Below are 23,934 nucleotides of genomic sequence, written 5' to 3'. Positions count from 1 at the left end.
GGAGGGACGAACGTGAACAACGAAGGCACCCAGAAGACCGTCTACAACGTGACCGGCACGATCATCGGTGCGCTGCTGGCGGCCGTGGCGATCTTCATCGTCGTGCAGTCTCAGACCGGCGCCGAGGTGCCGCAGGAGAACACCTCCGTCATCTCCTACAACTCCTGATCTTCCCCTCACCGAGCCTTTATCGGGTTACCCGATAAAGGCTCGGTTCATGGGGAAGGCTTCTCGCGTGACCGAGAGGTTCTCGGCACGCCGTTGCGCGCCGAGCGCGCATGGATCGCCCGCTCTGATACCGCTGAGTGAGGCTCAGGCCACCGAGCTGGTCGCGCGCCGCCGCGGCTGCCCACCGCCTGGACCACGCCGCTCCCGCGGCGAGCTGGCGATGAGCGCGTCCAGGTCGACCGTGTCGTCCCGGTAGCGCGCCCCGCGCCCCAGCACCGACAGGATCACCGTCTCCAGCCGGTGACCGGCCCGCACCCAGTCGAACGAGGTCGCGTAGATCCGCGCCGTCCGTCCCAGGTCGCGCCGCTGCTCGGCGTCGTCCAGCAGCGAGAGCACCTGCTCCTCGAACTCGGCCCGGCTGTCGGCCAGCAGCCCGGTCCGGCCGTGCACGATCGACTCGCTCGGACCGCCGGCGAAGGAGTAGGCCACCGCCGGCGTGCCGTGCAGCCCTGCCTCGACGATGGTCAGCCCCCAGCCCTCCTTGTGCGAGGGCATGACGACCACCCACGAGCGGGCCAGCAGCTCGTGCTTGACCGGCTCGTCGACGAAGCCGTGCAGGTGCACCCGGTCGCTCACCCCGCGACGTGCGGCGTGCGCGGCGATGGTGCTCTCCCAGTAGCCGCCGCCGACGATGTGCAGCTCGAGGTCCGGGTGGGTGTCCGCCCGGTCGGCGAGGATGTCGACGGCCTGCTCGACGTGCTTGTGCGGGACCAGCCGCCCGAGGAAGAGGATCGTCGGCCGCTCGGTCCGCTCCAGCTCGGCGTAGCGGTCCAGGTCGACGGGCCGGTCGTTGCCGGAGTAGACGAGGTCCACCCGGCCAGGGTCGACCCCCAGCTCCTCGAGCTCGGCGCGGGTCGAGCGCGAGACCGTCACGTACCGGCTGCCCCGGTAGACCCGCGGCGCCAGCCGCGACTCCAGGAACCAGCCGAGCCGGGCGACCGACGGACCGAAGACCGCCGACCACTGGTCCCGGTGCACGTGGTGGACGATGTTGATCACCGGGAGCCGACCGGCCACCAGCGGGCTCCAGAAGGGGACGCCGTTCTGCACGTCGAGCACGACGTCGTAGTCCCGACGGTGCCGCAGCAGGTGGGCCAGCCCGTGCAGGTAGACGGTGAACTTGCCGCCGCGACGCACCACGTCCACGTCACCGTGCCGGGTGCGTGCAGCGCCTCCCGGGAAGCGGGCGGTGAAGAGCGTGACCTGGTGGCCCAGCCCGGTGAGCACCTCGCTGGTGCGCTCGGTGAAGGTCTCGGCGCCACCGGCCTCCGGGTTCTCCCGGTCCCGCCAGGAGAGGTAGAGCACGCGCAGCGGGGCACGTCCGCCCCCGGCGTCGTCGCTCATCCCCTGCTCCTTCACTGGCCACCTCGTGGTGGCCGGGTCGACGGCTAGGGTAACCCCGTGAGTTACCCAGGGGTAGGTGAGGTTCCTCGCAGCTGCGAGGTGTGCGGGGGAGAGGTGCGGGGCATCGCCCTTCGCCACGGCGGGGTGCTGGAGCGCTGCGCCACCTGCGGGCACCTGCTCCGCGACCTCGACCGGGCGCCGGCGCACCACCGCGACCTCGCCTACGGCGGCGAGCCGCGGCTGGACCGGGTGCGCCTGGACCTGACCTACCGCTCGCTGGTCCGCGGAGGCCGGCCCGGCTCGGTCTTCGAGATCGGCTACGGCACCGGAGAGATGCTGCGCCGCTTCCTCGACGACGGCGCCCGGGTCGCCGGGGTCGACCCGGACCAGCTGCTGCTCGACGTCGACCCGCGGGTGCGGGCAGCGGGCGACCTGCACCGCGGCACCGTGGAGACGCTGACCGAGGCCGGGCAGCACGACCTCGTCGTCGGCATCCACGTCCTCGAGCACGTCGAGGACCCGGCCGCCGCGCTGGCCGGTGCCCGGCGGCTGGCCCGCCCGGGTGGCCGGGTGGTGATGCTCACGCCCGCCGGCGACTCCACCGGTGTCGAGCGCTACGGGTCGGCCTGGTGGATGCTCGAGGACCCCACCCACCGCCGCTTCTTCACCGCCGACTCCCTGGCGCGCGCCGCGACGGCCGCGGGCCTCGTCGACGTGCAGGTCACCCGGCTGCCGCTGGACAGCCTGAGCGTCGACGCGGCGAGCCTGGTCCGGGCGCTGCGGCCGGCCGAGCGCCGGGCCGGGGTGCTCGCCTCACGGACCACCATGGCGGCAGCCGTGGCCAGCCTGCCCCTGGTCCTGGCCCAGCGGCTCGTCGCGCCACGCAGCCGGCCGACGCTGCAGCTCGAGGCCCGTCGGCCATGATGGCCCCGTGACCGACACCAGCCCGAGCACCGCACGCCCGCGCGGGCTGCGCCGCTCGGTGCGGCTCTTCCGGGCGTTCCTGGTGGAGCAGACCGAGCCCGAGCGGTTCTACTCCGAGCTGGCCACGGACTCCCTGGAGCTGCTGCGCGAGCACGCCGACCTGTCCGGTCTCACCGTGCTGGACGTGGGGGCCGGCCCCCGGGAGTTCGCCGGCGCCTTCCGCGACGCCGGGGCGCGCTACATCCCGGTGGACCACGACCGTGAGGTCCCGTCGTTGGTCGGCGCCGGGGTGGTCGGCGACGCCGCCGACCTGCCGGTGGCCGACGGCAGCGTCGACATCGCCTTCTCCAGCAACGTCTGGGAGCACGTGCCCGACCCGGAGCGGGTGGCCGACGAGCTGGTCCGGGTGACCCGTCCGGGTGGGCTGGTCTTCCTCTCCTACACCAACTGGCTCTCGCCGTGGGGCGGGCACGAGACCTCGCCGTGGCACTGGCTGGGTGGCCGACGGGCGGTCCGCCGCTACACCCGCCGCCACGGGCACCCGCCGAAGAACCGGGTGGACGAGACCCTCTACCGGGTCTCGGTCGCCCAGGGCCTGGCCTGGGCCCGGCAGCGCACGGACGTCGAGGTGCTCGTCGCCCGCCCGCGTTACCTCCCCGACGGCTTCGCCCACCTGCTGCGGGTGCCCGGCGTGCGCGAGGTGCTCACCTGGAACCTGCTGCTCGTGCTGCGTCGTCGATGACCGACGGTGCCGCTGCCTCGGCGACCACCGCGAGGTCCCTCCCGGGCGCCCCCGCCGCGACCGACGTCCGCCGACGGCGGGCCGGGCTGCAGCGGCTGGTGACGATGCTCGCCGTGGGGGTGCTGCCGTTCTTCGTCGCCCCCGGGATGATCCAGCCGGACACGAAGGTGGACCTGCTGCTCTCCCCGGGCCGATACCTCGCCCGGGCCCTGTGGGCCTGGAACGACCACACCGGGGTCGGCGAGCTGCAGAACCAGGCCTACGGCTACCTGTGGCCGATGGGTCCCTTCTACTGGCTCGGCGAGGTGATCGGCCTCGACCCGTGGGTCATCCAGCGGGCCTGGTGGGCGCTGATCCTCGTCGTCGCTCTCCTCGGCACCGAGCGGCTGGCCCGTCGCATCGCCGGCCTCGGCACCGGCACGGCGCTGCTGGCCGGGGTCGTCTACGCGCTCTCGCCGCGGGTGCTCACCGTGCTCTCGGAGATCTCCGTCGAGGTGTGGCCCTACGCGCTGCTGCCGTGGCTGGTGCTGGCGGCCGAGCGGGCCGTGCGCGAGGGCGTCGCGGCGTCCGACAGACGCCGGGCCGCCGTGACCACCGGGCTGCTGGCCGCCTGCCTCGGCGGGGTCAACGCCACCGTCTCCCTGGTCGCGCTGGTCCCGGCCGCCGGCTGGATCCTGCTGGCCCCCCGGGGCCGCCGCAAGGGCCGCGCGCTGGCCTGGTGGAGCCTGGGCGCGCTGCTCGGCAGCGCCTGGTGGCTCGGCCCGCTACTCGTCCTCGGCCGCTACTCCTACCCCTTCCTCGACTTCATCGAGGTGGCCTCGACGACCACGGCGGTGGCCTCGCTGCCCAACGTCCTGCGCGGGGCGCAGCACTGGGTCGCCTACATCCTCACCGCCGGCGACCACCCCACCTGGCAGACCGGCTGGGTGCTGGCCCAGTCGGTGCTGGCGATCATCGGCACCATGGCGGTGGCCGGGCTCGGTCTCGCCGGCCTGGTCAGGGCGCGCCGGCACGGACCGGGCGAGCGCGCGTCGGCGGAGCGACGACACCTGACCCGGTGGGCGCTGACCGGGGTGCTGCTGGGCGTGCTCGTCATGGCGGTGGGCCGCGAGGGCTCGGGCTCGGGCCCGCTGGCCGGCCCGGTCCAGGACCTGCTGGACGGGCCGCTGGCCGCGCTGCGCAACGTGCACAAGGCCGACCCGCTGGTCCGCCTGCCGGTGGCGCTCGGGGTGGGCCTGCTGCTCGCCGGGGTGGCTGGACGCCGGGGCGGGGTGGCGAAGGGGGTCCCCACCGCACCGGGAGGGTGGACGGGGCGCCGGTTCGCCGTGGGGGCACGCCTCACCACGGGCCGGCTGCTCGTCGCCGGCACCGCGGTGGCGCTGGTCGCGGCCACCCTGCCGCTGTGGCAGGGGCGCGGCGGCGACGCCTGGGCCTACGACGAGGTGCCCGCCGAGTGGGCCACGACGGCCCAGACGGTCGACCGCGCGGCCCAGCGTGAGGGCGGAGCCACGCTGCTGCTGCCCGGCGCCCGGACCGCCGACTACACCTGGGGCCGCACGGTGGACGAGCCGCTGGCCGCCCTGGCCGAGTCACCGGTGCTCGGCCGCGGGTCGGCCCCGCTCGGGCACCCCGGGGCCACCCGGGTCCTCGACGGGATCGATCTGCTCGCCTCGGCCGGGGTGGGTTCGCCCCGGCTGGCCGACCAGCTGGAGCGCCTGGGGGTGCGCCGGGTCGTCGTGCGCTGGGGGATCAGCGCCGACGTCGGCACCCTCGACCCGGACGCTGCTGCGGCCACGCTGGACGCCTCGCCGGGGATCGAGCGCACCGACGCGACCGGCCGGGGCGAGCACCGGGTCGTCGTGTGGTCGGTGACGGCCCCGGATGCCGACGCCGACGACGCCGCCAGCCTCTACCCGGTCGCGACGGCCCAGCGGGTCGCCGGGGCGCCGGAGGTGTGGACCGATCTCGCCGAGACCGGCCTGCTGACCCCGGAGCAGGCGATGCTGCTCACCGGCGACGTCGCCGCCGACGACCCGGTCGCGGACGGCCTCGGCGGCGACGGCTCGGACGTTGCCGCGATCACCACCGACTCCCTGCGCTGGCAGGCGCTGTCCTCCGGGCTGCCACCGCAGGACGGGCGCTCGCCGACGCTCCCGGCCGACGACCCCCGTCCCGTCGAGGTCGGCACCCGCGACCTGCCGCCGGGCGGCGAGAGCACCGGCCGCACCACCCGCGTGGCGCCGGGCACCGACGACGACGGCCCGGTGCTCGCGCTGCCCTCCGGCGACGGCCCGGTACTCATCACCCGCGACCCCCGCGCGGCCGCCGACCCGAGCCTCGGGGAGGAGGGCGCCGACCTGCGCCGCACCGCCACCCCGCCCAGCGGCGCCCTGGACGTGCGCGCCTGGGCGCGGCCCCGGCCCAGCCTGGCCGCCGAGGACCTGCTCGACGGTCCCTGGTCGCTGCGCAGCAGCACCCGCGCCGCGACCGACCGCCCCGCGCACGAGCGGCTGCAGCACCGGCCAGGCGCAGCCGTCGACGGCGACCCCGCGACCCGCTGGGAACCCGCTCCCGACGAGGCCGCCCCCACCCTCGAGATCGACCTGGGGGAGCAGCGTCGCGTCTCGACCATCTCCCTGGACCGCGCGGCCGGGCCGGTTCGGATCCAGACCGACCAGGGCACCTGGGTGCGCGGGTCCACCACCCGGCTGCAGGTCCCGGTGCAGCAGACCTCGACCCTGCGGCTGAGCTTCGTCCGTGGCGGGGAGTCCTGGCGGGCTCCCGAGGTGAGCGTCGACGGGCTGGCGGGCAGCGCCAACCAGGGACGTGACGACCAGAGCAGCGACGACCGGACCGTGGAGCTGGGGTGCGGGCAGGCCGGCTCGGTCCGGATCGGCCAGGAGCGGGTCGGCCTCGCGCTGTCGGTCTCCCGCGGCGACCTGCTCTCCGGCCGTCCGGTGCCGCTCCGCTCGTGCGGTCAGACCACGCACGACGGCGGCCGCACCGACGTGCTGACCACGGCGACCGACGTCCTGCTGCCGGAGCGCGTCCGGGTAACCTCGGCGGAGGACGCGGGAGAGGCCGGCGCGGCGGGCCTGGACGAGGGAGAGGCCGCCGCGGACGGCCCGTCGGGTGTGGGCGGCGGCGCGACCGCGTCGAGCGCCTCGGCGGCGCCGGCCCGCGGGGTCACCTCTGCCGAGCGTGAGCACCCCGGCCGGTGGCGTATCGACGTCGAGCCGGGGGAGGCGGGCTACCTGACCCTGGCCCAGGGGGCCAACGCCGGGTGGCAGGCACGCACCGCCGACGGGCGGCGGCTGGACCCGGTCACCGTCGACGGCTGGCGTCAGGGCTTCCGGCTCCCGGCCGGGGGAGCCGAGCAGGTCACCGTCGACTTCGCGCCCAACGGCGCCCACCGCACCGCCCTGCTCGTCGGCGGGCTGCTCGTGGCCCTGCTGCTGCTCTGGGCGGCCGGCGAGCGGCTCGCCCGCGCCCGGCGCCCGTCGGTGCCCGCGGTGCCGCGCGCCGACGGGACAGCCCCGCCCCGGGGAGACCCGCCGGGCACCGCCACGGAGGTGCGTTCCAGGACGGCCGGGCGGCTGCCGACCGGCCTGACCGCGCTCGTCCTCGGGGGTCTCGTCGCCGGCCCGCTCGGCGCCCTGCTCGCCCCGCTCGGTGCCCTCGTGCCCTCCCGCGCGCGGCCGCTCGCCGTCCTGGGCACGCTGCTGCTCTCGGCCCTCGCCATCGCCGCGCTCGGCGTCGCCGAGCGGTACTCGGCCGGCGCCTGGGTCGGTCAGGGGCTCGGCGCGGTCACCGTCGGGCTGCTGCTGGCCGCGCTGCTGCGTCCCGGTGGGCCCAGGCGATGAACCGCCGTTCCACGAGCACCCACGACAGGTGGGCGATGCCCAGCGAGAGCACGGTGACGAGGACGAGCATCGGCACGAAGGGCACGTAGAAGAGCCGGAGGTCCAGCGCCGCGTACACCACCTGGAGCACCAGCACGTGCCACAGGAAGACGCCGTACGAGGTGTCGCCCAGCCACCGGCTCGGGCCGGCCAGCCGTGAGGCGGCCACCCGTTCCGGCAGTCCCCGGCTGGTCGCGGCGAGCAGCAGCGCCAGCGCGATCACGCCGTAGAGCACCTCCCGGGCGACCAGCGCGCCGGCCGCCGGGTCGGTGAGGTCGCGCGGCCCGGCCAGCGGGGTGGCGGCGACCGCCCAGACCACCAGCGCCAGCAGCACCAGGGTCCCGGGCGAGGTGCGCAGCACCTCGACCAGCTCACCGGCGCGACCGCCCCACAGCCGGGTCCCGGCGCGCTCGGCCTCGAGCAGCACGGTGACGGCGATCCCGACGGCGAACCACAGCGCGTGCCCGGGCACCGAGGTGGCCAGCGCCCCGGCCCACCAGGACGCGCCCTCCCCGGTGAAGACCGCGGCCAGGCCCTGGACCGGCAGCCCGAGCAGGCCGAGCACGGCGCAGCCGAGGATCATCCGACGGCCGCGGGCACGACGTCGCGCGCTCTCGTCCGCGGCTCCCGGACCGGCCGCCAGCACCCACGGCACGGCCAGCGCCGCACCCAGCGGCAGCACGAGGTAGAAGACCGCCTCGGTGGTCAGGCTCCAGGTCTGGGTGAAGGACTGGAAGGTCACCCCGGTCACGCCCTGCCCCAGCACCAGGTGCACCAGCACGGTCGGCAGGCTGAGCACCCCGCCCGGGTCGCCGAGCGCCACCGCGGTCAGCAGCACCCCGGCCAGCGCCAGGTAGTAGGCCGGCAGGATGCGGGCCAGGCGGCGACGGGCGTACCGGGCGAGGGAGAAGGGGGCCGGCTCGCCCAGACCGCGACGGACGAAGGGGGCGGACAGCAGCGCCGCGGAGAGCGCGAAGAAGATCGCCACCCCGACGTCGCCGCGGGCGGCCAGGCTGCCCACGGCGCCCCCGGAGGTCTCCCCGGTCCAGAAGCCCACGTGCGAGAGCAGCACGAGCCAGGCGGCCACCCCCCGCAACGCGTCGAGCGTCACAGTGCGAGGCTGAGCGGTCGTCGGGGACGGCACGGTGCTCCTCGCCTACCATCGGGTAACTGCTGGACAGGGACGATTGTCACCCATCGGAAGGGGTCTGATGCGACCGGAGCGACCGGTGCTGCGCGCGCGGGTGCCGCTGCGGGTGAGCTTCGCCGGCGGCGGGACCGACGTCTCGCCCTTCCCGGAGCGTGAGGGCGGGGCGGTGCTCAGCGCCACGATCAGCAGCTACGCCTACGCCACCCTTCGTCCGCGGACCGACGGGCGGATCACCGTGGAGTCGCACGACTACGGGCAGGCGATCGACTACGAGGTCGGCCAGCGGGCCACCCTGGACGGCACGCTGGACCTGCCCAAGGCGGCGATCGACCGGATCATGACGCTGCGCGGGGCGATGCCCTCCGACGGCTTCGACCTCTTCCTGCACACCAACGCCCCGCCCGGCTCCGGGCTGGGCTCCTCCAGCGCCGTCATGGTGGCGGTGATCGACCTCGTCGCCCGGCACTGCGGCATCGACCTGGACCCGCACGAGATGGCCGAGCTCGCCTACCACCTCGAGCGCGAGGACCTGGGCATCCCCGGCGGCTACCAGGACCAGTACGCGGCCGCCTTCGGCGGGTTCAACTTCATGGAGTTCCGCGGCCACGGCGAGGTCGTCGTCTCGCCGCTGCGGGTGCGCGCGGACACCGTGCACGAGCTGGAGCACAACATGCTGCTGGCCTACACCGGGCGGACCCGGGTCAGCGACCACATCATCGAGGACCAGGTCAGCCGCTACGAGACCGGCCAGCAGGACGCGGTGGCCGGCCTGCGGGCGCAGCGCGACCTCGCCGACGCCATGCGGGTGGCGCTGCTGCGCGGCAAGGTCGACGAGGTCGGCCGGCTGCTCGGGCAGGCCTGGGCCGAGAAGCAGCGGATGTCCAGCCGGATCGCCACCCCGCTGATCCTCGACGCCGTGGACCTGGCCATGCGTACCGGGGCCCTCGGGGGCAAGGTCACCGGAGCCGGTGGCGGCGGCCACATGATCTTCATCTGCGAGTTCGAACGGCGTCACCAGGTCGCCGACGCCCTCATCGGCCTCGGGCTGCAGGTCTCGGAGTTCACCTTCACCGACCACGGAGCCACCACCTGGAGGGGGCAACGATGAGCGACCCGACGCAGCCCCGCGACCCGGCCGGGGTGCTGGCCGCCCGGCACGACGCCGGGGTGACCGCCTGGTCCGAGCTGGCCCGCGCGGCCGCGCAGGAGAGCCTGCGCAGGCAGGTGCTGGCGGCGGGGGAGGCGGTGGTGGCCGCGGTCACCAGCGGCCGCACCCTGCTCGTCGCCGGCAACGGCGGGTCGGCGGCGATCGCCAGCCACGTCGCCGCCGAGATGCTCGGCCGGTGCGTCCAGGACCGGGCCCCGCTGCCGGCGGTCAGCCTCGCCGAGTCGACCTCGTCGGTCACCGCGATCGCCAACGACTACGGCTTCGAGCAGGTGCTGGCCCGGGGCGTCCGGGCGCACGGGCGCGAGGGCGACGTGCTGCTGGCGATGTCCACCTCCGGGGCCAGCCCGAACGTGCTGGCCGCGCTGCAGGTGGCCCGCGAGCGCGGCCTCGTCACGGTGCTCATGACCGGCGCGCGCGGCGCCGGGCTGGGCGAGCTCGCCGACCACCTGCTCGTCGTGCCCTCGGAGGAGACCCCGCGCATCCAGGAGCTGCACATGCTGTGGGCGCACGCCTGGTGCGAGGCGGTCGACGAGGTCATGCAGGAGCTGCCCTGAGCGCGCTGCCCGCCCCCTGGTGGGACGGGCCGCCGCTGCTGCCCGAGCCCGACGGGCGCGGCCCGGTGGACCTGGTGCTGCTGGACCGGGACGGCACCCTCAACGTGCAGGTCGAGGGCGGCTACGTCACCCGGCCCGAGGAGCTGCGCCTGCTGCCCGGGGCGGCCGACGCGGTGGGACGGCTCACCGCCGCCGGGCTGACCACGGTGCTGGTCACCAACCAGCGCGGCGTGGCGCGCGGCCTGATGACCGCTGCCGACCTGCGGGCCGTGCACGACCGGCTGCGCGCGGGGCTGGCCGCCGCCGGCGGCCGGCTGGACGCCGTCGCCGTGTGCCCGCACGAGCGCGGCACGTGCCGCTGCCGCAAGCCGAGGCCGGGACTCTTCGAGGAGGTCCTGCGGCGGGCCCCCTGGGCTGAGCCGGGCCGGTGCGTGATGCTCGGCGACAAGCCCGGCGACCTCGCCCCGGCCGAGGGCCTGGGGATGCGGGCCGAAGGGGTGAGCCCGAGCCGTCCGCTGTCCGGCCTGGTCACGGACCTGCTGGGCTGATAGCGGCCCCTGGGAGGGGGTATCGCAGGCGAGGTGCGGATCGTCGTGTCCTGCCACGTGGCGCACGACACGTCGCTTACTCTCGTGCACGCCGGTCATCGATGGGTTGCGGTGCTACCCTCCGGTAAGTTCCTGGACCAAGGAGGGTCTCTCGTGCGCAAGCTGTTGCCGGCCATCATCATGGGCGTAGGGGCATTCCTGCTCGTCCTGGGCCTGCTCCTGAAGTTCTACGCCTACCCGCGGCTGGCGGTCGTCCCGCTCGACCAGAACTCCCGTCAGGTGGTGCAGGACCCCAACGCCACCTTCTTCGACGCGGACAACGTCGAGCCGGGCGGGGGAGAGCTGACCACCGTCGCGACCGTCATCGGTCGCCCCTCCGACGCCGAGCAGGCGTCTGAGGAGACCGATCAGGACCTGGCCGTGTGGGAGCTGGGCACCAAGAGCGACAACAACGACGACGACATGCCGATGGCTGCCTCGCAGGAGACCGTCGTCTTCGACCGGCACACCGGCATGGCGGTGAACTGCTGCGGCGAGAGCCTCGACGGCCAGGAGGTCCAGCACCAGGGCCTGACCGTCAAGTTCCCCTTCGACGCGCAGCCGACCGACGAGTACGAGTGGTGGGACTCGACCACCCGGCAGGCCTACCCGGTGACCTACGAGGACACCGAGGAGCTGCAGGGCATGGAGGTGTACCGGTACACCATGGAGGTGCCGCTGACGAAGTACACCGAGATGGAGCTGCCCGGCCAGCTCTTCGGGCAGGCGGACGACAGCGGCGCGGTCACCGCGGACCGCTACTACTCCAACAAGCGCACCTTCTGGGTGGACCCGGTGACCGGGGTGGTCCTGGACCGCACCGAGGAGCAGCACCAGGAGTTCCAGTACGACAACCAGACGGTCGACGCCCTGGACACGGTCTCCCGCTTCACCGAGGACACCGTCAACCAGAACGTCGAGGACTACAAGTCCAAGTCGATGCTGCTCAAGGGCGTGCAGACCACCTTCTCCATCCCGCTGATCATCATCGGCGCGCTGCTGCTCATCGGCGGACTGATCTTCTCGATCGTCGCCGGTCGCAACCGGCGCCTGGAGAACGAGCCGGCCTACGCCACCGGTCCGGACCCCGTCTTCGGCGACCAGCCGCAGCAGGGCTCGTACCCGGCCGACGGGCGGTCCGGTCCGGACGACCAGACGCAGCGTCGCCGCGACCTGCACGGCTGATCCGTGCGCGCCGTCGTCACCGGCGGGTCCGGCTTCCTGGGCTCGCACCTGTGCGAGCGCCTGGTCGCCCGCGGCGACGAGGTGGTCGCGCTGGACAACTTCGTCACCGGCACCCCGGCGAACGTCGCCCACCTCGCCGACGAGCCCGGCTTCGACCTGGTGGAGGTGGACGTCACCCGCGACGTGACCGTCGCGGGTGACGTCGACCTCGTGCTGCACCTGGCGTCGCCGGCCAGCCCGGTGGACTACCTGCAGCTGCCGATCGAGACCCTCGAGGTGGGCTCGATCGGCACGATGCACGCGCTGGCGCTGGCCCGGGAGAAGGGGGCCCGCTTCGTGCTGGCCTCGACCTCCGAGGTCTACGGCGACCCGGCGGTGCACCCGCAGCCCGAGTCCTACTGGGGGCACGTCAACCCGGTCGGGCCGCGCGGGGTGTACGACGAGGCCAAGCGGTTCGCCGAGGCGCTCACCCTGGCGCACCGCAGCACCCACGGCGTGGACACCGGGATCGTGCGGATCTTCAACACCTTCGGCCCGCGGATGCGCCCGGACGACGGCCGGGCGATCCCCAACTTCATCCGCCAGGCGCTGGCCGGCCAGCCGGTCACGGTGGCCGGCGACGGCAGCCAGACCCGCTCGATCTGCTACGTCGACGACCTCATCACCGGGATCCTGGCGATGGCCGACAGCGAGCACGCTGGGCCGGTGAACATCGGCAACCCGCACGAGCTGTCGATGACCGAGCTCGCGGAGTGGATCATCGAGCTCACCGGGAGCACCTCGACGATCCGGCACATCGCCCGTCCCGTCGACGACCCCACGGTCCGTCAGCCGGACACCGCGCTGGCCCGCGAGCTGCTCGGCTGGGAGCCACAGGTCGAGATCGAGGACGCGCTGCGCCGGACCATCGACTGGTTCCGCAGCGAGGCGCAGGGGCCGCGGCTGCGCGCCCGGCCGCTGAGCGCCAGCGACACCGAGCACATCCTCGCCGGCCACTGAGCCGCCACGGTCCGCCACCGACCTGCCCGTCGGACCGCCCGACGCTGGGGTGACGTCAGGCGCCTCGTCAGGGCTTGCGGGCGGCCAGGATCAGCGTCCCGGGCAGGTGCGCCCCGCGCAGCGGCGACCAGCCGCCCCAGGTCTGCGTGTTCCGCTCGGGCCACGGCGGCTCCAGCACGTCGGTGACCACCAGCCCGGCAGCCACCAGGTCGGCGACCCGGTGGCCCAGCGTGCGGTGGTGCTCGACGTAGGTCGCCCGGCCCTGCGCGTCCTCCTCGACGTAGGGCGCCTCGTCGAAGTAGCTGCCGCTGGCGCCGAGGCCGGCCTCGCCGGGCACGTCCGGGAAGGCCCAGCGGATGGGATGGCTGGTCGAGCAGGCCAGCCGGCCGCCCGGGCGCAGCAGCCGGGCCAGCTCGGCCATCAGCCCCCGCGCGTCGGCGACGAAGGGGAGGGCGCCGTAGGCGGAGAAGACGACGTCCATGCACGCGTCGGCCAGCGGCAGCCGGGTGGCGTCGGCCTGGGCCAGCAGCGGGGACGGGCCGTCGTGGGCGGCGTCGATTCGCCGGGCACCAGCCAGCATCCCGGCCGAGAGATCGGTGGAGAGCACCCTGGCACCCTGCGCCGCGCACCAGCGGGCGCCCTGGGCGCCGCCCCCGCCGAACTCCAGCACGTCGAGCCCGCGCAGGCCCCCGGCCGGCCCGAGCACCCGCAGCTCCTCCTCGGTCCACCCCTCCGGTCCCCAGACGAGCTCGGCGTCGCCGAGGAAGGCACCGTGCTCCTGCTGGTAGTCCACCGCGGCGGCGTCCCACCACCCGCGGTTCGCGGTCACGGTCTCGTCCTGCGGGGCGTTCCGGCGCTCGACCCGGGCGGGCGCGCGGTCGTCGGTCTCGCTCACCGCGCCAGTATCGCCCGAGGTCACGGGTGGTGCGCAGGGGGTGAGCGGGTGGTGAGCGGGCGCGGGGGCGCGGGCAGCTCACCGGGCGTGCCGCCGGTCGGCGGCTCCAGGGCCGACGGCCCGGGGCGCCTTTGACCCGCGGACGAGGGGTTGCCTAGGATAAACGTGCACACGTGTGCGTCTGCTGCTCGACCGCATCCGGCTCCGGGCGGTGGATCTCAGCACGGTGCGACCACCATCTGTCCGCTACTCATCTGTCCACAATCGGAGTTCCTACTACATGACTGCCAGCACGGTCGACACGACCGCCCCTCAGATCGCCGTCAACGACATCGGCACTGAGGAAGAGCTTCTCGCCGCCATCGACGCGACCATCAAGGACTTCAACGACGGCGACATCGTCGAGGGTCACATCGTCAAGGTCGACCGCGACGAGGTGCTGCTCGACATCGGCTACAAGACCGAGGGCGTCATCCCCTCGCGCGAGCTGTCCATCAAGCACGACGTCGACCCGAACGAGGTCGTCGAGATCGGCGACGAGGTCGAGGCCCTGGTCCTCCAGAAGGAGGACAAGGAGGGTCGGCTGATCCTGTCCAAGAAGCGCGCCCAGTACGAGCGCGCCTGGGGCACGATCGAGAAGATCAAGGAGGAGGACGGCGTCGTCACCGGCACCGTCATCGAGGTCGTCAAGGGCGGCCTCATCCTCGACATCGGCCTGCGCGGCTTCCTCCCGGCCTCGCTGGTGGAGATGCGTCGCGTCCGCGACCTCCAGCCCTACGTGGGCCGCGAGATCGAGGCCAAGATCATCGAGCTCGACAAGAACCGCAACAACGTCGTGCTCTCCCGTCGTGCCTGGCTGGAGCAGACCCAGTCCGAGGTCCGCAGCACCTTCCTCAAGGAGCTGCAGAAGGGCCAGGTCCGCACCGGCGTCGTCTCCTCGATCGTCAACTTCGGCGCCTTCGTCGACCTGGGCGGGGTGGACGGCCTGGTGCACGTCTCCGAGCTGTCCTGGAAGCACATCGACCACCCGTCCGAGGTCGTCGAGGTCGGCGACGAGGTCACCGTCGAGGTGCTGGACGTCGACATGGACCGCGAGCGGGTCTCGCTGTCGCTGAAGGCGACCCAGGAGGACCCGTGGCAGCACTTCGCCCGGACCCACGCGATCGGTCAGGTCGTGCCGGGCAAGGTCACCAAGCTCGTCCCCTTCGGCGCCTTCGTCCGCGTCGAGGACGGCATCGAGGGCCTGGTGCACATCTCCGAGCTGGCCGAGCGGCACGTCGAGCTGCCCGAGCAGGTCGTCCAGGTGGGCGCCGACATCTTCGTCAAGGTCATCGACATCGACCTGGAGCGTCGCCGGATCTCGCTGAGCCTCAAGCAGGCCAACGAGGACGGGGCCAACCTCACCGAGTTCGACCCGACGCTCTACGGCATGGCTGCCGAGTACGACGAGCAGGGCAACTACAAGTACCCCGAGGGCTTCGACCCGGAGACCAACGAGTGGCTCGAGGGCTACGAGGCCCAGCGCGCGGCCTGGGAGAAGCAGTACGCCGAGGCGCACGAGCGCTGGGAGGCGCACCGCGCCCAGATCGAGAAGGCGGCCGCCGACGACGCTGCCGCCGCCGAGGCGGGCGACGAGGTCACCACGACCTCGTACTCCTCCGACTCGGGCTCGCGTCCCTCGAGCTCCGGCTCGGGCCAGCCCACGCCCAGCGCCTCCCCGGCGCCGAGCAACGAGGGCACCCTCGCCTCCGACGAGGCGCTGGCTGCTCTGCGGGAGAAGCTCACCGGCGGCTGATCGCCAGCCACCAACGCGGACGGCCCGCACCCCGGCAGGGGTGCGGGCCGTCTCGTCGTCGACGGTCGGTGCCTCGACGGGTCGCGCGTCCTGGGTCCCATCGTCCTGGGTAGGGTCGGCGGGTGCTCTACATCGGACTGACGGGCGGGATCGGGTCCGGCAAGTCGACGGCCGCCACGGCGCTCCGCGACGCCGGAGCCGTGGTGCTGGACGCCGACGCCATCGCCCGAGAGGTGCTCGAGCCGGGGCAGCCGGCCCTGCGGCAGGTGGTGGCGCGCTTCGGCGACGACCTGCTGGACGCGCAGGGCGCCCTGGACCGACCCGCGCTGGGCCGGGTGGTCTTCGGCGACCCGCAGGCGCTGGCCGCTCTCGAGGCGATCACCCATCCGGCGATCTGGCAGCGGACCGACGAGCGGCGCGAGCAGGCCCGCGACGCCGGGGCTGCGGTGGTCGTCCACGACATGCCGCTGCTCGTCGAGAAGGAGATGGCCCCGCAGTACCACCTCGTCCTCGTCGTGGACACCGACGAGGAGACCCGGGTGCGTCGGCTGGTCGAGCACCGTGGCATGCCTGAGGAGGACGCCCGCTCCCGGATGCGGTCGCAGGCCGGCGACGCTCAGCGACGCGCGGTGGCCGACGTGCTCCTGGACAACCACGGCACCCCGGAGCAGCTGCGGGGGCAGGTCGAGCGGCTCTGGCGGGAGCGGCTGGCGCCCTTCGCCGAGAACCTCCGGCTGGGGCGGGTGGCCGTGCAGCCGTCGGAGCTCGTGCTGACGGAGCCGGACCCGGGCTGGGCTGACGCGGCCTCGCGCACCGTGGCCCGGCTGCGGCACGGGCTCGGTGATCTGGCGGTACGGGTCGATCACGTCGGGTCCACCTCGGTGCCGATGCTCGCCGCGCCGATCCTCGACCTGCAGATCGGCGTCCGCTCGCTGGCGGACGCGGACCGGCCCGACTTCGTCGCGGCGATGCTGGCCGGCGGCTGGCCGCGGCGGGACGAGATCACCCAGGACCGCTCCGAGGACGGTCAGGTGTGGCCGAAGCGGTACCACCAGGGCGCCGATCCGGGCATGCCGGTGCACGTCCACGTCCGTGAGGTCGGCTCACCGGGCTGGCGCTGGGCGATGGTCCTCCGTGACTGGCTGCGGTCCGAGGAGGGCGAGCGGCTCGCCTACCGCGCGGAGAAGGAGCGCCTCGCCGGCCTCGGGCTGGACCGGGCGGCGTACGCGGAGGCGAAGGAGGCGTGGTTCGCCGCCGCCCACCCCCGGATCACGGCCTGGGCCTCCGCCACGTCCTGGACTCCCGACCCACCAACCGCCCCCTGATCCCCCAACTGCCTAGGCAGACCGCAGACGCTCAGCCTGCAGGCTAGGCACATCCAGGAGCCTAGGGAGTTGGGGACTGTCGAAGGGGGAGGGCCAGTCGGAATACGTTGTCGGTGCCGGGGCTTAGGTTGGGTACATGCGTCCCGTGACCGATCTGCAGCGCACGGTGGCCCCCTTCGAGGTGGTCTCCGAGTACGACCCTGCCGGCGACCAGCCGACCGCCATCGCCCAGCTCGCCGACCGGGTCGAGCGCGGCGAGCAGGACGTGGTCCTGCTCGGCGCCACCGGCACTGGCAAGTCGGCCACCACGGCCTGGCTCATCGAGAAGGTGCAGCGCCCGACCTTGGTGATGGCGCCGAACAAGACCCTCGCCGCGCAGCTGGCCAACGAGTTCCGCGAGCTGCTGCCGAACAACGCGGTCGAGTACTTCGTCAGCTACTACGACTACTACCAGCCCGAGGCCTACGTCCCGCAGACGGACACCTACATCGAGAAGGACTCCTCGATCAACGACGAGGTGGAGCGGCTGCGGCACAGCGCCACCAACAGCCTGCTCACCCGGCGCGACGTCGTCGTCGTCGCCTCGGTCTCCTGCATCTACGGCCTGGGCACCCCGCAGGAGTACGTCGACCGGATGGTCAAGCTGAAGGTCGGCGACGAGCGGGACCGGGACGAGCTGCTGCGCCAGTTCGTCACCATGCAGTACACCCGCAACGACCTGGCCTTCACCCGCGGCACCTTCCGGGTGCGCGGCGACACCGTCGAGATCATCCCGGTCTACGAGGAGCTGGCCGTGCGGATCGAGTTCTTCGGCGACGAGATCGAGCGGATCTACACGCTGCACCCGCTGACCGGCGAGGTGGTCCGCGAGGAGAGCGAGATCTACGTCTTCCCGGCCACCCACTACGTCGCCGGACCGGAGCGGATGGAGCGGGCCATCGGCGGCATCGAGCACGAGCTCGGCGAGCAGCTGGCCACCTTCGAGCGGCAGGGCAAGATGCTCGAGGCCCAGCGGCTGCGGATGCGCACCACCTACGACATCGAGATGATGCGCCAGGTCGGCACCTGCTCCGGGATCGAGAACTACTCGATGCACATCGACGGCCGCAGCCCCGGCTCGGCGCCGAGCTGCCTGCTCGACTACTTCCCCGAGGACTTCCTGCTGGTGCTCGACGAGTCCCACCAGACCGTCCCGCAGATCGGTGCGATGTTCGAGGGCGACATGTCCCGCAAGCGGACCCTGGTCGACCACGGCTTCCGGCTGCCCAGCGCCATGGACAACCGGCCGCTGAAGTGGGAGGAGTTCCTCACCCGGATCGGCCAGACCGTCTACCTCTCGGCGACCCCGGGCGACTACGAGATGGCCAAGGGCGACGGCTACGTCGAGCAGGTCATCCGCCCGACCGGCCTGGTCGACCCCGAGGTCGTGCTCAAGCCCACCAAGGGTCAGATCGACGACCTGCTGCACGAGGTGCGGGTCCGCTCCGAGCGGGACGAGCGGGTGCTGGTCACCACGCTGACCAAGAAGATGGCCGAGGACCTCACCGACTACCTGCTCGAGCAAGGGGTGCGGGTGCGCTACCTGCACTCCGACATCGACACCCTCCGCCGGGTGGAGCTGCTGCGCGAGCTGCGCAGCGGCGAGTTCGACGTGCTCGTCGGGATCAACCTGCTGCGCGAGGGGCTCGACCTGCCCGAGGTGTCGCTGGTGAGCATCCTCGACGCGGACAAGGAGGGCTTCCTGCGCAGCGCCCGCTCGCTCATCCAGACCATCGGTCGGGCCGCCCGCAACGTCTCCGGCCAGGTGCACATGTATGCCGACCAGATCACCCCCTCGATGCAGGAGGCGATCGACGAGACCCAGCGCCGCCGGGAGAAGCAGATCGCCTACAACCGGGAGCGCGGCCTCGACCCGCAGCCGCTGCGCAAGAAGATCGCCGACATCACCGACATGCTGCAGCGCGAGGACGCCGACACCGACGCCCTCATGGGCTCCGGCCGCAGCCAGTCCCGGGGGCGCCCCGGCTCCGGGCGGTCCACGGCGAAGGGGGAGAGCGGTGCCCCGTCGCGCCCGGACGGCAGCCAGATGCCGGCTGCCGAGCTCGCCGAGCTCATCCAGGACCTCAGCGACCAGATGCACCAGGCGGCCACCGACCTGCACTTCGAGCTGGCCGCACGGCTGCGGGACGAGATCGGCGACCTCAAGAAGGAGCTGCGCCAGATGACCGAGGCGACGCGCTGAGCGCGCTGGGTTCGTGGTCGGGGTCACCATCTGCGACAATCCTCGTCAGCGGAGGGGAGTATCCCCGCGCGGCATCCTCGCCATCACGGCACGCCGGTGACCTGCACGGTCGTCGTCGGGCCCGGGGTGCCGGCCCCTGGGTGGGAGAGACCTCCGGACAGGATCACCCGTCGTCCGGAAGGTAACCGCACGTGACCACCACCCTCGTCGGCGCTCCCGCGCTGACCGCACCAGCCCTCATCCCGGGCGGAACCATGGAGGTCCCCACCTGGGTGTGGCTGCTCACGCTCGGCGTCGCTGCCGCCGTGCTGCTCTTCGACGTCATCTGGATCGCCCGCAACCCGCACGTCCCCTCCACCCGTGAGGTGACGGTCGCCCTCGTCGGCTACGTCTCGGCGGCGGTGCTCTTCGGCATCGGGATCTGGGTGACCCAGGGCAGCACCCTCGCCGGCGAGTTCTACGCCGGGTGGTTGACCGAGTACTCGCTCTCGATCGACAACCTCTTCATCTTCCTCATCATCATGGCGAGCTTCGGGGTGCCGCAGAAGTACCAGCAGATCGCGCTGCTGTGGGGCATCATCATCGCCATCGTGCTGCGCACGATCTTCATCTTCGTCGGTGCCGCGGCGATCAACCAGTTCTCCTGGGTCTTCTACATCTTCGGCGCCTTCCTCCTCTTCACCGCGATCAAGCTCGCCTTCGAGGGGGACAGCGACGACGAGGAGTACGAGGAGAACCGCATCCTCAAGTGGGCCGAGCGGCGGCTGCCCTCGACCCAGACCTGGACGCAGAGGCTCATCACCAAGGAGAACGGCAAGCGGGTCGTCACCCCGATCTTCTTCGTCGTGCTCGCCCTGGGCATGACCGACCTGCTCTTCGCGCTCGACTCCATCCCGGCGATCTACGGCCTCACCCAGGAGCCCTACCTGGTGCTCACGGCCAACCTCTTCGCCCTCATGGGTCTGCGCCAGCTGTACTTCCTCATCGGTGGTCTGCTGAAGAAGCTCGTCTACCTGACGATCGGCCTGGCCGTGCTGCTCGGCTTCATCGCGGTCAAGCTCATCCTGCACGCCCTGCACGAGAACGAGCTGCCGTTCATCAACGGCGGCGAGCACGTCCCGGTCCCGGAGATCCCGATCTCGGTCTCCCTCGGCGCCATCTTCGTCATCCTCGGTGTCACCACCGTCGCCAGCCTCATCAAGACCGGCGGCAAGGGTGCCGACACCCTGGAGCAGGAGAAGAAGGAGCAGGAGGCCGGGCCGGACGGCGCGGACCGCGAGGGCGTACCGCGGGGCGAGGACGAGCCGGCCGACGCGTCGGCCTCCGAGGACGGCCGCGCCGCGCAGGGCAAGGACGGCTGACCTCTCGGTCGGGTCGGCCCCGCCGCAGCGTGGGCCGACCCGACGACCAGCGTCTCCCAGGTCGTCAGCCCGTCGTCAGCCCCCGGTCTCCGCCAAGGAGTCGGGGGTGACGTCTCTTCCTCGGCGGCCGAGGCCGAGCACGACGACGCTCGCCGAGACCACGAGGGCCATGCCGACGAGCTGGGCGGGGCCCAGTCGCTGGCCCAGCACGACGAGACCGGCCAGCGCCGCCACCGCCGGCTCCAGGCTGAGCAGGATCCCGAAGACCTGGGCGCTGAGCCGCCGCAGCGCCAGCAGCTCCAGGGAGTACGGCAGCACCGAGCTGAGCACCGCCACCCCCGCGCCGAAGGCGAGATGGCGCGGCCCCACCTGGTCCCAGCCGACGAGCCCGGCCGGCAGCACCACCGCGGATGCGACGACCAGGGCGAAGGTGAGCCCGTCCAGCTGCGGGAAGGCGGCACCGGTGCGCCCGGAGAGGATGATGTACGCGGCCCAGCACACGCCGGCCGCCAGCGCCAGCGCCAGCCCGGTCCAGTCCAGCTCGGCCAGCGGCAGCTCGGTCGCCTCGGAGATGAGCACCACCCCGAGGGCGGCAGCCGCCACCGCCAGCAGGTCGCGCGGCCGGCGGGAGAGCACCGTGGCCAGGGTCAGCGGCCCGATGAACTCCACGGTGACCGCGACCCCGATCGGCAGGTGCGCCAGCGAGGCGTAGAAGGACCAGTTCATCAGCCCCAGCGCGAGGCCGAAGGCGCCCACGGTGAGCCACTGCTCACGGGTGTAGCCGCGCACCCGAGGACGGGTCAGCGCGAGCATCAGCCCGGCCGCGACGAGCAGGCGCAGCAGCACCGACGGTCCGGCACCGATCTCCGGAACGAGGATAGCGGCGAGCGCCCCGCCGAACTGCACCGAGACGACCCCGCCGAGGACGAGCAGCGGGGCGGGGACCGCGGAGGCGGAGAGGCGCCGGGTCACCACCCGCGCTCTCGCCACTGCTCCAGGTGCGGCCGCTCCGCGCCGAGCGTGGTGTCGCCGCCGTGGCCCGGGTAGACCCAGGCACGGTCGTCGAGGGTGGCGAAGATCCGCTCGGTGACGTCGGTGAAGAGGGTGCCGAAGTCCTGGTAGTCGTAGCGGTCGGTGGCGCCGACGCCGCCGGGGAAGAGGGTGTCCCCGGTGAAGACGTGGGCGCTGCCGTCGGGCTCGGTGTGCACCAGGACCACCGAGCCGGGGGTGTGCCCGCGCACGTGCAGCACCTGCAGGTCGACCTCGCCGACGGTGACGGTGTCCCCGTGCCGCAGCGAGTGGTCAGGCAGCTCCGGCAGAGCCGCGGCGTCGTCCTCGCCGGCGTAGGTCTCGGCGCCGGTCTCTCGGGCGACCTCGGCCAGGGCCCCGACGTGGTCGTGGTGACGGTGGGTGGTCACCAGGTGGGCCAGGCCGTCGCCGCCCTCGGCGATCAGGGCCAGCACCCGCTCGGCCTCGGCAGCGGCGTCGATGAGCAGCTGCTCGCCGGTCGCGGTGCAGGTCAGCAGGTAGACGTTGTTGTACATCTCGCCGACGGCGATCTTGCGGATCGTCAGCCGCCGCAGCCGACGGACCTGGGCCGGGTCGCCCGGGGCGACGTCACCGGTGTACTCCTGCGGGGCGGTCTGGCTCATCGCGTGCTCTCCTTCGCGGTGGGGGTGGGTGCGGCAGCGGTGCTCTGCTGCTGCTGCTCGGCTCGGCCCTCGGCCTCGGCCTCGGCCTCGGCCTCGGCGAGGGCGTAGGCCGCGCCGATGAGGGTGAGGTGGGAGAAGGCCTGCGGAAAGTTGCCGGCCTGGCGGTCCCCTTCGGGGTCGTACTCCTCGGCGACCAGACCGACGTCGTTGAGCAGGGCGACCAGCCGGTCCATGAGCTCCGCGGCCTTGGCCACCTCGCCGATCGCCGCCCAGGCGCTGACCAGCCACCACGAGCACGCCAGGAAGGGGTGCTCGTCACCGGTGAGGCCGTCGATGCCGCTCTCGGTGCGGTAGCGCAGCAGGAAGCCGCCACGCATGAGGTCCTGCTCGATCGCCGCGATGGTGCCGTGCACCCGCGCGTCGTCGGGAGGCAGGAAGCCGACGAGCGGGATGAGCAGCAGCGAGGCATCCACCTCCTCGGTCTCGTAGTGCTGGGTGAAGGTCTGCCGCCGCTCGTCCCAGCCGCGCTCGCACACCTCCGCGTGCACCGCGTCCCGCAGCTCGCGCCAGCGCTCGACGTCGCCCTGGTAGCCGTGCTCCTCGACCGCCCGGACGGCCCGGTCGAAGGCGGCCCAGACCATCACCCGGCTGTGCGTGAAGTGGCGCAGCGGCCCGCGGATCTCCCACAACCCGTTGTCCGGCTCGTCCCAGTGGGTGGCCAGGGTGTCCACCAGCGCCCGCTGCACCGCCCAGGACTGCGGGGACTCCTCCAGCCCCAGCCGACGGGCGTCCTCGAGGGCGATCATCACCTCGCCGAGGACGTCGGTCTGCTTCTGGTCGACGGCGCCGTTGCCGACCCGCACCGGCCGGCTGTCGGCGTAGCCCGGCAGGTGGTCCAGCTCGCGCTCGGGCAGCTCCCGCCCCCCGTCGACGGCGTACATGATCTGCATGTCCTCGGGGTCGCCGGCGATGGCCCGGACCAGCCAGTCCCGCCACAGCCGGGACGGCCCGACGTAGCCCGAGCGCAGCAGCGACTCCAGGGTCAGCGAGGCGTCGCGCAACCAGCAGTAGCGGTAGTCCCAGTTCCGCTCCCCGCCGAAGTGCTCCGGCAGGCTGGTCGTCGGTGCTGCGACGATCCCGCCGCGCCGGGTGTCGGTGAGCAGCCGCAGCACCAGCAGCGAGCGCTCCACCTGCTCGCGGTAGCGCCCCTGGTAGGTGCAGCGGGCGGCCCACTCGGCGGAGCGGGCGACGGTGGCGGCGATCCGGGAGGAGGCGTCCAGCGGCGGCGGGACCGGCTTCCACGAGGCGGTCCAGGTCAGCGAGAGGTCCACCCGCTCGCCCTCGTGCACGGTGAACCGGTCCCGGTGGTGGTCGCCCTCGGCGCTGGGCAGCCGGTCGCCGCGCAGCACCAGCATGTCCGGGCCGGCGACCGCGGTCAGCACCTCGCCGGCGTCCTCGTCGTGCCCGGATCCGCGGGTGACCCAGGGGGTGATCCGGCCGTAGGAGAAGCGGACGACCCACTCGTGGTCCATCACCACGCTGCCGGAGACCCCTTCGACCCGGCGGACGATGTCGGCCCGGCCGTCGCCGAGCGGCATGAGGTCGGTGACCCGGACCACCCCGGTCTCGGTCTCGTGCGTGGTCTCCAGGACGAAGCTGCCCTCGTGGTAGCGCCGGGTGGTGCGCGCCTCGGCCACGGGCGTCAGCAGCCAGCGCCCGTGCTCGGGGGTGCCCAGCAGCGCGGTGAAGCAGGAGGGAGAGTCGAAGCGGGGCAGGCAGAGCCATTCGATCGACCCGGCCCGGCTGACCAGGGCGACGGTCTCGGTGTCGCCGATGACCGCGTAGTCCTCGATCGGAGTCGTCATCGGGCCAGCCTAGAGG

General features: G+C 73.2%; 19 protein-coding genes. 13 read left to right on the top strand and 6 right to left on the bottom strand.

All coding sequences use genetic code 11. The features are described from left to right. Positions 1-12 precede the first annotated feature (12 nt). On the top strand, positions 13-168 hold the full coding sequence (locus BJY28_RS13510; RefSeq protein WP_179463465.1) for a hypothetical protein: 156 nt from the start codon (positions 13-15) through the stop codon (positions 166-168). A 144-nt stretch (positions 169-312) separates the two neighbouring features. On the opposite strand, the gene BJY28_RS13505 is transcribed toward BJY28_RS13510, so the two are convergent. Then, positions 313-1,572 (bottom strand): glycosyltransferase family 4 protein, encoded by a 1,260-nt coding sequence (locus tag BJY28_RS13505; protein WP_179463464.1) that lies wholly within the window; start codon positions 1,570-1,572, stop codon positions 313-315. A 57-nt stretch (positions 1,573-1,629) separates the two neighbouring features. Here BJY28_RS13505 and BJY28_RS13500 point away from each other — a divergent pair, with 57 nt between their 5' ends. Genes BJY28_RS13500 through BJY28_RS13490 form a run of 3 tightly spaced genes read left to right on the top strand, consistent with a single transcriptional unit; the run spans position 1,630 to position 7,101 of the window. After that, positions 1,630-2,496: a class I SAM-dependent methyltransferase gene (locus BJY28_RS13500; protein WP_343037117.1), complete on the top strand. Its 867-nt coding sequence runs from the start codon at positions 1,630-1,632 to the stop codon at positions 2,494-2,496. A gap of 7 nt (positions 2,497-2,503) precedes the next feature. Then, complete coding sequence (locus BJY28_RS13495; RefSeq protein WP_179463463.1) at positions 2,504-3,238, top strand: methyltransferase domain-containing protein; 735 nt, start codon at positions 2,504-2,506, stop codon at positions 3,236-3,238. After that, a complete protein-coding gene (locus tag BJY28_RS13490) occupies positions 3,235-7,101 on the top strand; it encodes an alpha-(1->3)-arabinofuranosyltransferase domain-containing protein (RefSeq protein ID WP_179463462.1) in 3,867 nt (1,288 codons plus the stop codon). The genes BJY28_RS13495 and BJY28_RS13490 overlap by 4 nt, the downstream gene beginning before the upstream one ends. Here BJY28_RS13490 and BJY28_RS13485 read toward each other — a convergent pair. Continuing rightward, on the bottom strand, positions 7,046-8,251 hold the full coding sequence (locus BJY28_RS13485) for an acyltransferase family protein (RefSeq protein ID WP_179463461.1): 1,206 nt from the start codon (positions 8,249-8,251) through the stop codon (positions 7,046-7,048). The two genes, BJY28_RS13490 and BJY28_RS13485, sit on opposite strands and share 56 nt — an antisense overlap. A 100-nt stretch (positions 8,252-8,351) precedes the next feature. Between BJY28_RS13485 and BJY28_RS13480 the strand changes: the two genes are divergently transcribed. The 5 genes from BJY28_RS13480 (at position 8,352) to BJY28_RS13460 (ending at position 12,783) form a co-directional block, all read left to right on the top strand. Next, a complete protein-coding gene (locus BJY28_RS13480; protein WP_179463460.1) occupies positions 8,352-9,398 on the top strand; it encodes a GHMP family kinase ATP-binding protein in 1,047 nt (348 codons plus the stop codon). Beyond that, positions 9,395-10,012, top strand: coding sequence for a D-sedoheptulose-7-phosphate isomerase (locus BJY28_RS13475; protein WP_179463459.1), 618 nt, complete (start codon positions 9,395-9,397; stop codon positions 10,010-10,012). The genes BJY28_RS13480 and BJY28_RS13475 overlap by 4 nt, the downstream gene beginning before the upstream one ends. Beyond that, positions 9,958-10,560 carry a D-glycero-alpha-D-manno-heptose-1,7-bisphosphate 7-phosphatase gene (locus BJY28_RS13470; RefSeq protein ID WP_179463458.1) on the top strand — a complete coding sequence of 201 codons (603 nt, stop codon included), beginning with the start codon at positions 9,958-9,960 and terminating at the stop codon, positions 10,558-10,560. Before BJY28_RS13475 ends, BJY28_RS13470 begins: the two co-directional genes overlap by 55 nt. Positions 10,561-10,713: 153 nt before the next feature. Continuing rightward, a complete protein-coding gene (gene pgfA, locus BJY28_RS13465; RefSeq protein ID WP_179463457.1) occupies positions 10,714-11,784 on the top strand; it encodes a cell envelope lipid trafficking protein PgfA in 1,071 nt (356 codons plus the stop codon). Between the two features lie 3 nt (positions 11,785-11,787). Next, complete coding sequence (locus tag BJY28_RS13460) at positions 11,788-12,783, top strand: NAD-dependent epimerase/dehydratase family protein (RefSeq protein WP_179463456.1); 996 nt, start codon at positions 11,788-11,790, stop codon at positions 12,781-12,783. 67 nt (positions 12,784-12,850) lie between these two features. Here BJY28_RS13460 and BJY28_RS13455 read toward each other — a convergent pair whose 3' ends face one another. Continuing rightward, on the bottom strand, positions 12,851-13,678 hold the full coding sequence (locus tag BJY28_RS13455; RefSeq protein WP_179463455.1) for a methyltransferase domain-containing protein: 828 nt from the start codon (positions 13,676-13,678) through the stop codon (positions 12,851-12,853). Between the two features lie 280 nt (positions 13,679-13,958). Between BJY28_RS13455 and rpsA the strand changes: the two genes are divergently transcribed. The 4 genes from rpsA (at position 13,959) to BJY28_RS13435 (ending at position 20,401) form a co-directional block, all read left to right on the top strand. After that, on the top strand, positions 13,959-15,473 hold the full coding sequence (gene rpsA, locus BJY28_RS13450) for a 30S ribosomal protein S1 (protein ID WP_179463454.1): 1,515 nt from the start codon (positions 13,959-13,961) through the stop codon (positions 15,471-15,473). Between the two features lie 122 nt (positions 15,474-15,595). Beyond that, positions 15,596-16,798, top strand: a complete 1,203-nt coding sequence (gene coaE, locus BJY28_RS13445; RefSeq protein WP_179463453.1) for a dephospho-CoA kinase — start codon at positions 15,596-15,598, stop codon at positions 16,796-16,798. A gap of 136 nt (positions 16,799-16,934) precedes the next feature. After that, a complete protein-coding gene (gene uvrB, locus BJY28_RS13440) occupies positions 16,935-19,040 on the top strand; it encodes an excinuclease ABC subunit UvrB (protein ID WP_179463452.1) in 2,106 nt (701 codons plus the stop codon). A gap of 254 nt (positions 19,041-19,294) precedes the next feature. After that, positions 19,295-20,401, top strand: coding sequence for a TerC family protein (locus BJY28_RS13435; RefSeq protein WP_179464144.1), 1,107 nt, complete (start codon positions 19,295-19,297; stop codon positions 20,399-20,401). A 75-nt stretch (positions 20,402-20,476) separates the two neighbouring features. Here BJY28_RS13435 and BJY28_RS13430 read toward each other — a convergent pair whose 3' ends face one another. Genes BJY28_RS13430 through BJY28_RS13420 form a run of 3 tightly spaced genes read right to left on the bottom strand, consistent with a single transcriptional unit; the run spans position 20,477 to position 23,918 of the window. After that, on the bottom strand, positions 20,477-21,376 hold the full coding sequence (locus BJY28_RS13430) for an EamA family transporter (RefSeq protein WP_179463451.1): 900 nt from the start codon (positions 21,374-21,376) through the stop codon (positions 20,477-20,479). Further along, positions 21,370-22,053 carry an MBL fold metallo-hydrolase gene (locus BJY28_RS13425; RefSeq protein ID WP_179463450.1) on the bottom strand — a complete coding sequence of 228 codons (684 nt, stop codon included), beginning with the start codon at positions 22,051-22,053 and terminating at the stop codon, positions 21,370-21,372. The genes BJY28_RS13430 and BJY28_RS13425 overlap by 7 nt, the downstream gene beginning before the upstream one ends. Then, positions 22,050-23,918, bottom strand: a complete 1,869-nt coding sequence (locus tag BJY28_RS13420; RefSeq protein WP_179463449.1) for a glycoside hydrolase family 15 protein — start codon at positions 23,916-23,918, stop codon at positions 22,050-22,052. Before BJY28_RS13420 ends, BJY28_RS13425 begins: the two co-directional genes overlap by 4 nt. Positions 23,919-23,934: the final 16 nt, after the last annotated feature.

This window comes from Janibacter alkaliphilus, assembly GCF_013408565.1.
GTDB lineage: Bacteria > Actinomycetota > Actinomycetes > Actinomycetales > Dermatophilaceae > Janibacter > Janibacter alkaliphilus.
The sequence above is the reverse complement of the archived record's forward strand: the minus strand, read 5'-3'. Positions and strand labels throughout refer to the sequence as shown.